This window comes from Rhodococcus sp. ACPA4 (assembly GCF_002300185.1).
Taxonomy (GTDB): Bacteria; Actinomycetota; Actinomycetes; order Mycobacteriales; family Mycobacteriaceae; genus Rhodococcus_F; species Rhodococcus_F globerula.
Genome location: NZ_NSDY01000002.1, coordinates 689,878 through 704,030 on the forward strand (window position 1 = coordinate 689,878; position 14,153 = coordinate 704,030).

Sequence of the window (14,153 nt, forward strand, 5' to 3'; positions counted from 1 at the left end):
GTACTACTCGGCGAACACGTTCCGTAGCTGCTGTTCCTGCTCGTGGCTGAGGTTCGTCGACACCAGTTCACCGGACTGACCGTCGAATGCCTCATGTACCCGATCGATGATGGCGTCCGAAGTCAGTACGAACAGTGCCGAAGTTCCGGGGGTGACGTTCTTGCGGACACCGGCTATGAATTCGTCGTCGATTCCCACATCTGTCAAAGACCCCGCGAGCGCGCCGATCCCGGCTCCGAGCGCAGCTCCGAGCAGCGGGATGAAGAAGAGCAACCCGAATAGCAGTCCCCAGAATGCGCCTCCGAGTGCGCCGGCACCGGTGACGTTGTTGAGCTGGCGAGTCTTGGGCCTATTTGCCCCTTCGGGCCACGACACAAGCGCTGCGTCGCGAACCTTGATCAGTTCCTGTCTCTGAAGGTCTTCGAGTGTGGTGATCGCGGTATCCGCGCCCGAGGGCGTCGGGAACTTCCACACCGTCAAGGTTGCACTCATTCATTTACTCCTTTATCTGCCGAGATTTTCCCCGAAGTTGACGGTAGAGATGCGGTTCCGGTGAGCGGTGTCTTGCGTTTCGATACCGATCCATCCTCGATTTCGACTCTCCCGAACACATCACCCGGCACGGATGATCCGGTGCCCAGTGAGGAATCAGGATCGCAGCGGCACACTCCAGTACCTGGCTCGGTTTCCGATGCGACCGTTGTACTGGTGGGGTCAGATTCGTTCAGCAGAACGTCGGCCCAGCGGGTCGAGGGGTCGATGTCGACCAGGAACGCTTTGGCCATCAATGTCAACGGGATTGCGAGAATTGCGCCCAGTGGGCCGAGGACCCATGACCAGAAGACCAGCGACAGGAATGTCAACGTGACCGAGAGTCCGACTGCGTCGCCGACGAATTTGGGTTGGATCACCGATTGGATGATCACGTTCACCACACTGTAGAGAACGATGACCGTCAGCATCGGACCGACACCGCCGTCGAGGAGGGCAAGTAGCGCGGGTGGGACGAGGCCGAGGACAAATCCGATGTTCGGGATGTAGTTCGTGATGAAGGAGAGCACGCCCCACAGGATGGGGAGTGGTATCCCGAGCGCCCACAGAAGCCCAGTATCGAGTACGGCGACAATAGCGCCGAAAACTGTTGATACGACAAGATATTTTCGTGTTCCCGACGAGAACGACATGAACGCTCCGGCGATGTCCGGGCGCGATCTCACGAGCACCTGCATCCGCTGCGAGTAACCGCTGCCGTCGATCGCCATGAACAGTAGCAACACGACAAGGAACACAAGATTCGACAGCAGTCCGAGCGTATCTTCCAAAAGCCCTGTCAGCACACGGGTGATAGTTCCCGAATCCACCGAGGACAGCATGTTGTGAATCTGATCCGACCCGATCCCCAGATTGCCGAGCCGGCTTTTGGCGTCCGCGAGAAGTTGATCGAACTGCTCCTCGTAGGCAGGGAGCAGTGTCCCCAATCTCGCGACGGAATAGATGAGAAAGAAGACCAGAGTGTTGAGAATGGTGTACACCGCAACCAGAGCAGTAAGGGTCGCAAGCCATCGGGGTAATCCCTTCCGCTGCAGCCAATCAGGTACGGGATGAACGGCGACGGTCAGCATCAGGGCCAGAAAGACCGGCCCGAGGATACTGGAGAATGCTTTTGTACCTGCGACAGTGACAACCAGTCCGGTCAGCCCGAGCAACACGATGAGGCCGCGCGGCAACAACCACTGTGATGGGACTGGCGCACCTTCGGCCGATTCGAGTTCTTGCGTCATGGTCTCCTCCGAACGAATCGCGATGGTGTCCGGAAAAGAATTGCACCGGAGGTTGTTTGCTGTCATCACCCGGAATAGATGAGCGCTCATCCTTTCGGGGTGATGCCAGAAGACCGGATTCTTCCGATACTGATCGCACCACGATGTTGCGCAGAAGGAGACATCATGACAAGTACAGAGAGATCTCCAGCCAACCACGCTGTCCGGCAAGGCTTTGCGATCGGCTCTGCGGCGGCCACGTCACTTTCGTTCGTGGCGGACATCGGTGATGCGATCTAGAACGATCTCGATATTTTCGGGTGGAGACCGTGGGCGAAGAATCCTCGAATGCCGAAGACTTTGACGATGATCCAGACTTTGACGATGATTCAACGGAACGTAGGTACGAACTAGGCGAACCAGCACTTATCCTCGACGGCCGAGTATTTTACTCGGTAATCTTTGTTGCCGCCCTGGCAACACTTGCGGCTGTCGGAATGCTCGGTGGATTCAGTGTTTGAGAATGATGCAGCCCGATAGCTACTTGCAGTGCCGATCGAGCTGACCGAACAGCGGACTACATGTCCCGTTTCGGTGGTCTTCACACATTAAAATCCGGCGTGAATAAATCGTTGACGCACGTGGGGGGCGCCGACATATGGTGTCGGCACTGCCTACAAAGGTACTGCCTTCGACGGTATTACCAGCCAAGGTACTGCCTTCCACGTTTGGAGTCCCACGTGTTCTCGTCCTGTCGCTGTTGTCGCTGAACCGACAACCACCCGCATCTGCCTCCGCAGAGCACATCGTACGACGCTGCGTGAACTTCACCCGTCGAGCGCTCTCTGCAGGACATGACGTTTCGGTACAGCCGAGGGCCGATGTAGCCGATCACGGCACAAATCATCTTCTACAGGAAGCACCTTCATGATTCGCCCCCGTTTCGCGCGCTCTGTCGCCGCGGCCCTCGCACTTGTCTCTCTAGCCGGCCTCGCCGTCGCATGCTCCGGTTCCTCCGACGAAGTGGTCAAGACCGCTGACGGTAAGACCGTCCTTCGCTACGAGGGGAGTGCAGGTCAGGTATTGTTCCCGGAACTTGCCGCCGACCTCGGGTATTTCAACGACGTGCAACTCGACTGGATCGGCGACACCACCAGTGGTCCGCAGAGTATCCAGAATGCAGCCACCGGTCAGACCGACTTCGGCGGAGCCTTCAACGGAGCCATCGTGAAGTTGGCTGCTGCCGGATCTCCGATCACTTCGGTCATCGGTTACTACGGCTCGGACAAGCAGAGTTTCAATGGGTACTACGTACTTGACGGTAGTCCGATCACATCGGCAAAGGACCTGATCGGCAAGAAGGTCGGAATGAACACCCTCGGGGCGCACCACGAGTTTGTCGTCCGTGAATGGCTTGCGCGGGAAGGTCTTACGCCGGACGAGATCAACCAGGTGGAACTGATCGTTGTTCCTCCGGTCAACACGGAACAGGCACTACGCCAGGGTCAGATCGACGTCGCAACCCTCGGATCGGTCTTCCGAGATTCGGCTCTCGAACGTGGAGGTCTGCGTGAGCTTTTCACGGACGAATCGCTGTTCGGATCGTTCACCTACGGCACGTTGGTATTCCGCGACGACTACATCGCGCAGAACAAAGATGCAGTCGCTGACTTCGTGCAGGGAACAGCACGCGCCATTCGTTGGACGCAGACGCACTCGCGCGATGAAGTAGTCGCCAAATTTACCTCGATCATCAACTCTCGGGGACGCAACGAAGACACGAAGCTGATCAGCTACTGGAAGAGCCCGGGAGTCGCCGGACCCGGTGGAGTGATTGAGGACGTCGAGATCAGTACCTGGATCGACTGGTTGACCCGCAACGGTGAATTGGAGGAAGGGAAACTGACTCCGGCGGACATCTATACCAACACATTCAACCCGTACGCCAACGGGACGTACACACCCGAAAGTGGCGCTGACGGACAGGCATTGGAGGTCGGAAAATGAGCACTCAACCGAAACTTCGGCTAGAGGACGTCACCAAGGAATTCGACATTCGCGGGACGAGTGAAAAATTCACGGCGGTCGAGGGCATCAACATCGACGTGGCACCGGGCGAGTTTCTGGTCCTCGTCGGGCCCAGCGGCTGCGGCAAGTCCACTCTGCTCGATCTACTCGGCGGGCTCAGTTCTCCTACATCAGGCCGAATCCTTTTGGACGGCAAGCAGATCACCGGTCCGGGGCTGGATCGCGGAATTGTCTTCCAGCAGTATGCTCTGCTGCCGTGGCGCACTGCCCGTCACAACATCGAGTTCGGATTGGAAGCCAAGGGCGTCAAGAAGAGCACACGACGCGAACTTGCCGATCATTACCTCGAGTTGGTCGGCTTGGAAGGCTTTGCCGATCGGTACCCCCACGAGCTGTCCGGCGGTATGAAGCAGCGGGTCGCCATCGCTCGCAGCCTTGCCTTCGACCCGGAAGTGTTGCTGATGGACGAGCCGTTTGCGGCATTGGACGCACAGACGAGGGAATCGTTGCAGGGCGAGTTGCTCCGGATCTGGAAAGCGACAGGCAAGACGATTCTGTTCATCACTCACGGGATCGACGAGGCCATCTATCTCGGACAACGCGTGGCCGTCTTGACGTCCCGGCCTGGCCGGGTGAAGACGATCGTCGATATCGACATCGACCGATCCGCCGCGGATGTGCGCTCCGGTGAGCAATTCCGCGATTATCGGCACCAGATCTGGACCCTTCTGCACGGTGAAGTGGAACGTGCGCGGACCGACGAGCTCGATCCGACGAAGGAGACCGCGAATGTCTAGCGCACTGGCAATTCCGGAATTGGTTACCGCGCCGGAACCGACATCAGAGCGGCGGGTCGGCTCTGTGACCCGAAAGTCGGCCGATCAGGTCGGCGCCGCAGCACGTTACGTGCGATCGACGGCATGGCGAATCACAAAGCCCTCGATTGCCATCGCTGTGCTACTCGGAATCTGGGAATTAGCACCACGCTTCGGGTTGGTGGACAAGGTCTTCCTTCCGCCGTTCAGTGAAGTGGTGTCGGCGTTCTTCACACTGGTCGGCAACGGCCAACTGCAAGAACACGTCACCGCAAGCTTGTCTCGTGCCTTGACCGGATTTTTTGTGGCAGTAGTGGTCGCGGTTCCGTTGGGTATCGCGATTGCGTGGTACCGCCCCGTCTCGGATTTCCTCAATCCGATCCTCGAACTGTTCCGCAACACAGCGGCTTTGGCGCTACTGCCCGTATTCGTGCTGATACTCGGAATCGGTGAAGAGTCGAAGATCGCGCTGGTGATCTATGCCTGCACCTTCCCGATCCTGCTCAATACGATCTCCGGAGTGCGCAGCGTTGATCCTTTGCTCGTCAAATCCGCTGTATCACTCGGATTTTCTCCGATCAGGCTGTTTCAGAAGGTTGTCCTCCCGGCCGCGGTACCTACGATCTTCACCGGGATTCGGATGTCGGCCGCGTCGTCGATCCTCGTGCTGATTGCAGCCGAAATGGTCGGAGCCAAAGCCGGTCTCGGATATCTGATTACCGCTTCCCAGTTGAACTTCCAGATCCCGAACATGTATGCGGGCATCATCGCAATCTCTTTGCTCGGTCTTAGTCTCAACGGTGTGCTGGTGCTGATCGAACGCCGGCTCTCACGCTGGCGTCCCGCCACCTGATACTCACTCATCGGAAGGAACGTTCTTTTATCATGTCCGAACGACAGTTTCACTTGAACGCATTTCTCATGGGCGTCGGCCACCACGAAGCAGCGTGGCGTCATCCGAATACTGATGCGGCTAACTTGTTGGATGTCAAGCATTTCCAGAATCTGGGCCGCATCGCGGAACGCGGGAAGCTCGACTCGGTGTTCTTTGCCGACGGTTTGGCCGTCGGTCCGCGCGTCAAGCACAATACCCAGGCGATTTTCGAGCCGGTCACCTTGCTGTCGGCGATAGCGGCAGCGACAGACAAGGTTGGCCTGATCGCCACGGCTTCGACCAGCTACGGCGATCCGTACACTCTCGCGCGAAAGTTCGCTTCGCTCGATCACATCAGCGGTGGCCGCGGCGGGTGGAACATCGTGACGTCGGCCGGCGCCGATGAAGCCGCAAACTTCGGACTGGGTGCAGTGCCGGCGCACAGTGACCGTTACGAGCGGGCCGAAGAGTTTGTCGATGTGACGCTTGATCTCTGGGACAGCTGGGAAGAGGGCGCAATCCTCCTGGACGAGGAGACTGGCGTGTTTGCCGACCCGGACCGCGTGCACCGCATCGACCACGACGGTCCACGATTCTCGGTGGCCGGGCCGCTCAATTCGCCGCGATCGCCGCAGGGCCGGCCACTACTGGTACAAGCTGGATCTTCCGAAAGCGGTAAAGACTTCGCGGCGCGATATGCCGAAGCCGTCTTCACTGCGCAGCGAACACTCGAACAGGGCCAAGACTTCTACTCCGACCTCAAATCCCGATTGATCAGGTACGGCCGCAATCCGGACGACCTCAAAGTGCTGCCAGGAATCGTTCCCTTCATCGCCGACACTGAAGCCGAAGCAAAAGCTCTCGAGCAGTCGTTTACCGATTTGATTTCTCCGGAGTACTCGCTGCGTCAACTCTCGAACATGGTGGGCGTCGACCTCACGGAACACTCGCTCGACGCACCTCTTCCGCCGTTGCCCGATCTTGATCACATCCAGGGCAACAAGAGCCGATACCAATTGGTCAAGGACTTGGCGGAGACCGAAAAGCTCACGGTCCGTGAGCTGATCGGCAAACTTGGTGGTGGGCGGGGACACCGCACCTTTGCCGGGACGGCGGAGCAGGTTGCCGACGAGCTGACCGAATGGTTCGACAAAGGTGCAGCCGACGGTTTCAATATCATGCCGCCGTACCTGCCGGGTGGGCTCGAGATATTTGTCGATCGGGTTGTGCCGATTCTGCAGTCCCGGGGGCTTTTCCGTACGGAGTACACCGAATCCACGTTGCGTGGCCACTACGGGCTTGCAGAGTCGGTCGGTAAGCGCTCGCGGGCTACGGTGGCCGTAGAAGTGAGCGCGTGACGGAAACAGTTCCCCGAGCGCAGCCAGGAGTAGGCGCGCTGAAGCCGTTGGTGACAACGGTTTTTGTCCCGGCTGCGATTTTCGGAATCGGCCAGGGCGCGGCGGCGCCGATCATGGCTGTGACCGCCCGGGACCTCGGGGCGTCGATCACCGTTGCGGGACTGATCGTTGCGCTCGGCGGATTGGGCGCTGTTCTCGGTGATCTACCGGCCGGCCGGATAGTCTCGCGTTTCGGCGAGCGTCGGTCCATCATCGGCGGAAGTGCTCTCGGTGCAACAGGAGTGGTGATCTGCCTGTTCGCCGCGACTCCCTGGGTACTGGGAATCGGAGCCCTGCTGACCGGACTGGCAAATGCGGTGTGGGGCCTGGCTCGGCAGAGTTACCTCGCTGAGACGGTTCCGCTGAGCTTGCGAGCCCGGGCGATGTCGTCGTTCGCGGCGATGTGGCGTCTGGGATTCTTTCTCGGACCACTGATCGGCGCCGGGGTGATTCTGATGATGGGCACCCGCGGCGGATTCCTGGTTCAGTTGGTCGGTGTTGTACTCGCCGGGGCTCTGATGGCGCGCGTTTCCGATCCACCGCGCACGGTCGACGCGAGCGGCGGCGAACACCGACCCGTCACGTTGACCGACATTCTCGGCCGACATCGCGCACCGCTGTCGACACTGGGCATCGGATCTGTCCTGATGGGCGCCGCTCGGGCGTCGAGGGAAGCGGTACTTCCACTGTGGGCATTGCATCTCGGGTTGGACGCTGCCCAGGTCAGTGTGATCTTCGGTGTGGGCGCGGCAGTGGATCTCCTGTGCTCGTATCCGGCCGGACACATCATGGACCGCTACGGCAGAAGATTGGTGGCGGTCCCGTCGCTCACTGTGATCGGAGTGTCTTATCTTCTGCTGCCGCTGTCGACAGGAGCATTGGGATTGACCGCGGTTGCCGTTGTCATGGGAATCGGCAACGGGTTGGGCAACGGAGTCATCATGACGTTGGGTGCGGATATCGCTCCACCGGACGAGCGGGCCGAGTTTCTCGCAGCCTGGCGCCTGACCCATGACACGGGGATGTTCGGCGGACCTTTTGCGATTGGTGTGCTTGCCGCTGCGGTTCCACTCGGTTGGGCCTTTGCGGTTCTGGGAGCGACGTCCTTTGCCGGCGCAGCAGTGATGCACCGATATATTCCGCGCTATTCGCCGTCCGTGGCGGCGCAAGCGGATCGCGGACGGTCTGGGTAGGCTCGCATGATGCGATTCGGACTCTTTGTTCCTCAAGGCTGGCGCCTGGACCTGGTTGGCATCGACCCTGCACAGCAGTGGGAGGTGATGCGTGACTTCACGTTGCGGGCGGAAGCGGGACCGTGGGAGTCGGCGTGGGTGTACGACCACTTTCATACGGTTCCTGCGCCGACGGAGGAAGCAACGCACGAGGCATGGACCCTCATGTCGGCCCTTGCCGCGTCGACGTCGAGTATCCGGTTGGGCCAGATGTGTACCGCCATCAGCTACCGCAACCCGGCCTATCTCGCAAAAATTGCGGCCACCACCGACCTGATCAGTGGCGGTCGTGTCGAAATGGGTATCGGCGCCGGCTGGTACGAGCAGGAATGGCGCGCCTACGGCTACGGTTTCCCTTCTGCCGGTGAGCGACTCGGCCGTCTCGACGAGGGAATCCAGATCATGCGACAGTCGTGGTCGACCGGCAGCGCGACGCTGGATGGCAAGTACTACCAAGTCGACGGCGCTATCTGTCGACCACTTCCACTTCAGGACAAGGGAATCCCGTTGTGGATCGCGGGCGGCGGCGAGAAGGTCACCCTGAAGATTGCGGCAAAATACGCGCAGTACACCAACTTCGACGGCACACCCGAAGGATTCGAGCGCAAGTCCGAGATCTTGAAGAAGCACTGCGATACGGTGGGCACCGACTTCGACGCCATCGTCCGCTCCGCAAACTACAACGTTGCCATCGGATCGACGGAAGCCGAAGTGGCCGAGCGGCTTCGGGTAGTCAAAGACCGGCTGACGCCTTTGGTGGGCGAAGCTGCTGCCGAAGCGTCGCTGGACGCGTTCCGCGGTATGCCCGCAGTCGGAACTCCGGAACAGATCATCGAAAACCTGTCAGCGCTCAAGGCACAGGGGCTTGAATACGGGATCTTCTACTTCCCCGAAGCTGCGTACGACACCTCGGGCATCGAGTTGTTCGAACGTGAGGTATTGCCGGCACTGCGCTAGAGAAGTTGCCTCAGCGGCAGTTGCTAGCGCAGGTTGTCGGGCAGGTCAGCCGGCTCGATCATGACGCGGCGTTCCGGGTGGGTGCGAACTTCCTTCGAGTCAGCGAGTCGACTCTGAAGGAAGTTCCACTCACTTGCACTGATCGCTGCGGTGGCGCGGGCCAGGACTCGGGCGTCCTTGGTGCCCCATTCGATGGGCATCGGATTGACCATCTGCCAGACGTCGTCCTGGCTGCGCGTGGAGCGGTCCGACCGCAGGGCGACCGACGGAACACGATCGCCGACCTTCCAATGAGGGTTGAGTCGGACATTTCGGCTGACCAACGCGTATCGCGGTCCTTGCGTCGACGGCTTCGCGACGTCGATCAGCGCGGTCAGTGTCGCGGCGCGAGGGTGAATCTCGGAGACGATCGTGGGGACCAACGGGTTTTCGCTGTACAACTTTTCGATGCTTCCCACCTTGCGCGGCGCCCATATGGCCACACCCAGCGAGCTGATCGCACCGACAGCGAGAACAGCGCCGGCGATGGTGGACCACACCGCACCCATGCTGATGAGCCAGGCGGCAAGCGCAGCGAGGATGAGGGCGAAGATCACGGCAGAAACCTGCAGACGACGGACATCGGCCAACGTGTCGTTGACGGACTTCGCGTGAGCCTTGTCGACGGTGAACTGGAAATCAGCCACTGGTGTGTTCCTTCGCAGGTGGCGGGCGGGTGTACTCGGTCGAGGGCTCCTGAAAACTCCAGGAGCCACTCCACCAGGGTAGCTACTTCCGCGCGCGCTCCCACATCTGCAGGTAGGCCTCCGCGCCGCGGCTCATGTCGTCGATAATCTGATCTCCATCCGGCCCTGCGGCTATACGCATGTCAGCAATCCAATCGGGGATCATTCCGTACTGAGCCACACCGTCGACGTTGACGTCGAAGACGCGGTCGCCGGCACGCTGCTTGTCCATGACTGTGCCGTCGAAGGCGGTGTACGGGTACTGCAAAGGATTGGCGTCGGCATCACTGCGCGGCGCGGCCTGGGGACCGAATCCGTTGGTGTCGGCGCCGTAGCCGAATCCGAAGTAGTAGTTTTCGCTTCGCATCTCCCGGGCTTCGCGCCACTGGTCGATGAATCCGGTCTCGCCGTGCTTACCGTCGGAAGCATCGAGTGTGCCCGCGTACAGCGCAACAAAACCACCGAGTGCATAGATCCGCCGGTAGAAGCTTTCGTCGCTCCAACTGTGGCTCGACACAACGCCGGAGTACTGGGCGGTTTCGAGGATACCGAGTGTTGCGTCCGCTGCCTTGACGCTCATGTGGTCGATGTCGATGATCATGCCTCGCTCCATCAACCCGCGGATGGTGTGCTCACCGAGAGCACTCAATCCACGTGAATTACATTGCGCACCGGCCGGATACACCGGAAGCGTCACGCCGGGTGGGAGTACGGCGAGGAGATTCTGGGCACCGTCGACCTTGGTGGGCAGCTCGTTGTCCTCGGCGACGCCGGTGCACGGTTCGGACTGCCAGAACTCACCGGTACCCAGGTAGTTACCGATGTTGACGGCCACCCCGGTGATGCCGCCGTCGAAACGCGTGCCACCTAAGGCATTGTCGAACTTGTGCGTGACGATCATTTGCCGGACACCCAGATCGTAGAGTTCGTCCAGACCGCGATCGATATCTTCGGTCGTGCACTGCGGCACATCGTTTCGCAGTGTGCACCCGAAGGGTTCCGACACCTCGATACCCAGCGTGACGGCCAGTTTTCCGTCGGCCGCCACCTGCCGGGCTTCGGCCGGTGAGCTTACGATCCGGAACCAGCCACGGCCGGGGCCGCCGTACTGTGCGTCGACGTAATCCTGGATCTCACGAGTCTGCTTGGCCTGGATCCGGATCGTCTCCATTTCGTCGCACGGATTGCGTTTGGTCGGATACAGCTCGCACAGAACACGATTGGCAACAAGAAGGTTGGTGAAGATGCGCAAACCGCCGCGCCACGCGCGTTCCACCCACGTGTAGTAGGTCTGCTCGTGAGTCAGGGAATCGTGAGCCGGCCAATCGGGGAAAGTGGGCCACCCGGCGGTGTTGTGGGTTGCGAATGGATCGCCGAAGGAGAGAACGTTTTCGAGTAGCGCCGGCATGCCGTTGGGTTGATGGTCCGGGCAGTCGACCAGCGCGGCAGTGACGCCTTGGGGATCAAAAGGCTTACCGCAGTGCAGATTTCCTCCCATGAACTCGGACGCATTCATATGGACATGCGTATCGATGAATCCGGTGACCTCGCCGCCCGGGCCTATCTCCGACGGCGTACCAGTAGCGTTCACTTCGGCTTCCGGGAAATCGGCGCATCCGGTGCGGGGGATCAGGGCAAACGAGGCGGCATCCGGTGCGCCGCCGGGTTCGTCCAGCGACAGGGTGGAATCGTGGCTGACCAGTGTTCGACCGTTTGTGGTGGCGGTGAGAACAAACTTCTCGCCGCTCGACATCACTGTCCAGTCCGTCGACGGGGTCGCGATTGGCGTTGCCACGACGCCGCCGGCGCCGTCATGGGCAAGCATCGATCCGTCGGTGCCGTAGAACATGAACCGGCCGAGTTGCGCCGCATGGAGCCTGAATGATTCGGCGTCGTCGACGGTTGTTCCGCCGCTGCGGTAGCCGCTTCCGTCCCGGTTCACGAACGCACCGTCGGCACCCTGTAGTGCGTAGCAGCCGTTCGCAAGCTGATACACCGTTGTACCTGGGGCGACCGGAGTCGCCGAACTGACGCCGGTGGTGGCAACCACTCCGATTGCCGACAGCAGCGACGCTGTCAGAAGCGCAACTGCGGCGCCGAGACGACCGCGTGAACGTGTAACCGAGCGCAACATGCGCGACTCCCCGATAGGCACAAGTGTGACAGGGAGCACGCTATCGCGATATGGACGTCCGTCCAGCTAATTAGTGAAACTTGTTATAGAAATGTGTTCAACCGATGGCTGGGCCCAACAGGTCGTCCGCGTCGGTGATTCGATACGCGTAGCCCTGTTCGGCGAGGAATCGTTGACGATGTGCCGCGTATTCCGCATCGAGAGTGTCGCGGGAAACCACCGAATAGAAGTGGGCCTGACCACCGTCGTGCTTGGGTCGCAGGAGGCGCCCGAGTCGCTGAGCTTCTTCCTGCCTCGATCCGAAGGTTCCCGAAACCTGAACGGCGACAGACGCCTCCGGAAGGTCGATCGAGAAGTTCGCGACCTTGCTCACCACCAGCGTCTGGATCTCGCCGTTACGGAACTGATCGAACAGGATCTCGCGTTCCTTGTTCTTGGTCGATCCCTTGATCACCGGTGCGTTCAGGGCTTCACCGAGTTCGTCGAGCTGATCGAGATACGCACCGATCACCAAGGTCGGCGAATCCGGATGTTTGGCCAGAATCGACTTCACGACAGCAATTTTGGTGTGCGCCGTCGAGCACAGTTTGTAGCGCTCCTCCGGTTCCGCCACCGCGTAGGACATGCGTTCGGCGTCCGTCATCGTCACTCGCACCTCGACGCAATCGGCCGGCGCGATCCAGCCCTGCGCCTCGATGTCCTTCCACGGAGCGTCGTAACGCTTGGGGCCGATGAGCGAGAATACGTCGCCCTCGCGGCCGTCCTCGCGGACCAATGTTGCGGTGAGGCCGAGGCGACGACGCGACTGAAGATCGGCAGTCATGCGGAACACCGGCGCGGGCAGCAGATGAACCTCGTCGTAGATCACCAAGCCCCAGTCGCGAGAGTCGAATAGTTCGAGGTGCTTGTACTCACCCTTGGTACGACGCGTGATCACCTGATACGTCGCGATCGTGACGGGTCGAATTTCCTTGCGCTCACCGGAATATTCGCCGATTTCTTCCTCGGTCAACGACGTGCGGGCGATGAGCTCACGCTTCCACTGACGACCGGCAACGGTATTGGTGACGAGGATGAGAGTGGTCGCCTTGGCCTTTGCCATGGCCGCCGCGCCTACCATCGTCTTACCGGCACCACACGGCAGCACGACGACGCCCGAGCCGCCGGCCCAGAAAGAATCCGCCGCCATCTGCTGGTAGTCACGCAGTTCCCAGTGGCCCTCTTCGAAAGCGAGATCGATCGGGTGCGCTTCGCCGTCCACGTAACCGGCGAGATCCTCGGCCGGCCAGCCGATCTTGAGCAGCATCTGCTTGAGGCGACCGCGCTCACTCGGGTGCACGATCACGGTGTCGTCGTCGACCTTCTCGCCGAGCATCGGTGAGATCTTCTTGTGCCGCATCACTTCGGTGAGCACTGCGCGGTCGAGGCTGACCAGGATGAGGCCGTGAACCGGACTCTTGACCAACTGCAAGCGTCCGTACCTGGCCATGGTGTCGACGATGTCGACCAGCAGGGGCTGCGGGACGGCGAACCGCGAGAACGAGACCAGTGCGTCGACTACCTGCTCGGCGTCGTGTCCGGCGGCACGGGCATTCCACAAGGCCAGGGGCGTGATGCGATACGTGTGGACGTGTTCGGGGGCCCGTTCGAGCTCGGCAAAGGGTGCGATTGCCTGTCTGGCATCGCCGGCGCGCTCGTGATCGACCTCCAACAGCAGCGTCTTGTCGGATTGGACGATCAACGGTCCGTCGGTCACGAAGTCCTCCTGGTGTAGCGAATGCGATGGTGCAGCCGTGTAGCGAATGCAGCAGTGTCGCGGCAACCCTGCCATTGTCCTGCCATCGCGGTGAATACGCCAAGTGACGGGCAATACACAACGCAAACAGGGGTGCCCACACTTGGGCACCCCTACGTCAACGTGGCACAGTTGACGGCTATTCCTGACCCCGTATTTCGGAGACGCGGAAACTTTTTATTTCTGCGCCACCGCAGACTTTCGCATTTCCATGACGTGAGTTATCGCTTCGGAAATTCCGGAGCGATAACCGATATTCTTTTCGCTGTCACCGGGAGTTGAATCAAGTTCTGATTCGAGTCTGGTTTGAATGCGATCAAGCGCATGGATTGTTCTTTTCACGGTGGGTCCTTTGTTTTACGAACGACCCGATAACAAAATTCCGGGTCGACGAGCGTGTTCGTCGAGGACGCAGACCGCGGCCAGTGTCATCCCG

The 14,153-nt window shown here is 60.2% G+C and carries 12 protein-coding genes; 6 read left to right on the forward strand and 6 right to left on the reverse strand.

The window, feature by feature from the left end; genetic code table 11:
- Positions 1–3: 3 nt before the first annotated feature.
- Together CJ178_RS26435 and CJ178_RS26440 are read right to left on the reverse strand one after the other, a co-directional pair.
- Positions 4–492, reverse strand: coding sequence for a DUF1269 domain-containing protein (locus CJ178_RS26435; RefSeq protein WP_095888361.1), 489 nt, complete (start codon positions 490–492; stop codon positions 4–6).
- Complete coding sequence (locus CJ178_RS26440; protein WP_095888698.1) at positions 489–1,781, reverse strand: AI-2E family transporter; 1,293 nt, start codon at positions 1,779–1,781, stop codon at positions 489–491. Before CJ178_RS26440 ends, CJ178_RS26435 begins: the two co-directional genes overlap by 4 nt.
- A 906-nt stretch (positions 1,782–2,687) precedes the next feature.
- Between CJ178_RS26440 and CJ178_RS26450 the strand changes: the two genes are divergently transcribed.
- The 6 genes from CJ178_RS26450 to CJ178_RS26475 are packed head-to-tail and all read left to right on the forward strand — an operon-like array spanning position 2,688 to position 9,063.
- Positions 2,688–3,767 carry an ABC transporter substrate-binding protein gene (locus CJ178_RS26450; RefSeq protein WP_045068991.1) on the forward strand — a complete coding sequence of 360 codons (1,080 nt, stop codon included), beginning with the start codon at positions 2,688–2,690 and terminating at the stop codon, positions 3,765–3,767.
- Entirely contained in the window at positions 3,764–4,585 is an 822-nt protein-coding gene (locus CJ178_RS26455) for an ABC transporter ATP-binding protein (protein WP_033234078.1), read from the forward strand. The genes CJ178_RS26450 and CJ178_RS26455 overlap by 4 nt, the downstream gene beginning before the upstream one ends.
- The gene (locus tag CJ178_RS26460) at positions 4,578–5,456 is read left to right on the forward strand and encodes an ABC transporter permease (protein WP_095888363.1); all 879 of its coding nucleotides are present in this window, start codon (positions 4,578–4,580) and stop codon (positions 5,454–5,456) included. Before CJ178_RS26455 ends, CJ178_RS26460 begins: the two co-directional genes overlap by 8 nt.
- Positions 5,457–5,488: 32 nt before the next feature.
- Positions 5,489–6,835 (forward strand): LLM class flavin-dependent oxidoreductase, encoded by a 1,347-nt coding sequence (locus CJ178_RS26465; RefSeq protein WP_095888364.1) that lies wholly within the window; start codon positions 5,489–5,491, stop codon positions 6,833–6,835.
- Positions 6,832–8,067 (forward strand): MFS transporter, encoded by a 1,236-nt coding sequence (locus CJ178_RS26470; protein ID WP_095888365.1) that lies wholly within the window; start codon positions 6,832–6,834, stop codon positions 8,065–8,067. Before CJ178_RS26465 ends, CJ178_RS26470 begins: the two co-directional genes overlap by 4 nt.
- A gap of 9 nt (positions 8,068–8,076) precedes the next feature.
- On the forward strand, positions 8,077–9,063 hold the full coding sequence (locus CJ178_RS26475) for an LLM class F420-dependent oxidoreductase (RefSeq protein ID WP_045069780.1): 987 nt from the start codon (positions 8,077–8,079) through the stop codon (positions 9,061–9,063).
- Between the two features lie 23 nt (positions 9,064–9,086).
- On the opposite strand, the gene CJ178_RS26480 is transcribed toward CJ178_RS26475, so the two are convergent.
- The 4 genes from CJ178_RS26480 to CJ178_RS32895 form a co-directional block, all read right to left on the reverse strand.
- Complete coding sequence (locus CJ178_RS26480) at positions 9,087–9,749, reverse strand: DUF3239 domain-containing protein (protein ID WP_095888366.1); 663 nt, start codon at positions 9,747–9,749, stop codon at positions 9,087–9,089.
- A gap of 82 nt (positions 9,750–9,831) precedes the next feature.
- The gene (locus tag CJ178_RS26485; RefSeq protein ID WP_095888699.1) at positions 9,832–11,919 is read right to left on the reverse strand and encodes a peptidase; all 2,088 of its coding nucleotides are present in this window, start codon (positions 11,917–11,919) and stop codon (positions 9,832–9,834) included.
- 100 nt (positions 11,920–12,019) lie between these two features.
- The gene (locus CJ178_RS26490; protein WP_092806577.1) at positions 12,020–13,678 is read right to left on the reverse strand and encodes a DNA repair helicase XPB; all 1,659 of its coding nucleotides are present in this window, start codon (positions 13,676–13,678) and stop codon (positions 12,020–12,022) included.
- A 216-nt stretch (positions 13,679–13,894) separates the two neighbouring features.
- Positions 13,895–14,059: a hypothetical protein gene (locus CJ178_RS32895; protein WP_165826323.1), complete on the reverse strand. Its 165-nt coding sequence runs from the start codon at positions 14,057–14,059 to the stop codon at positions 13,895–13,897.
- Positions 14,060–14,153: the final 94 nt, after the last annotated feature.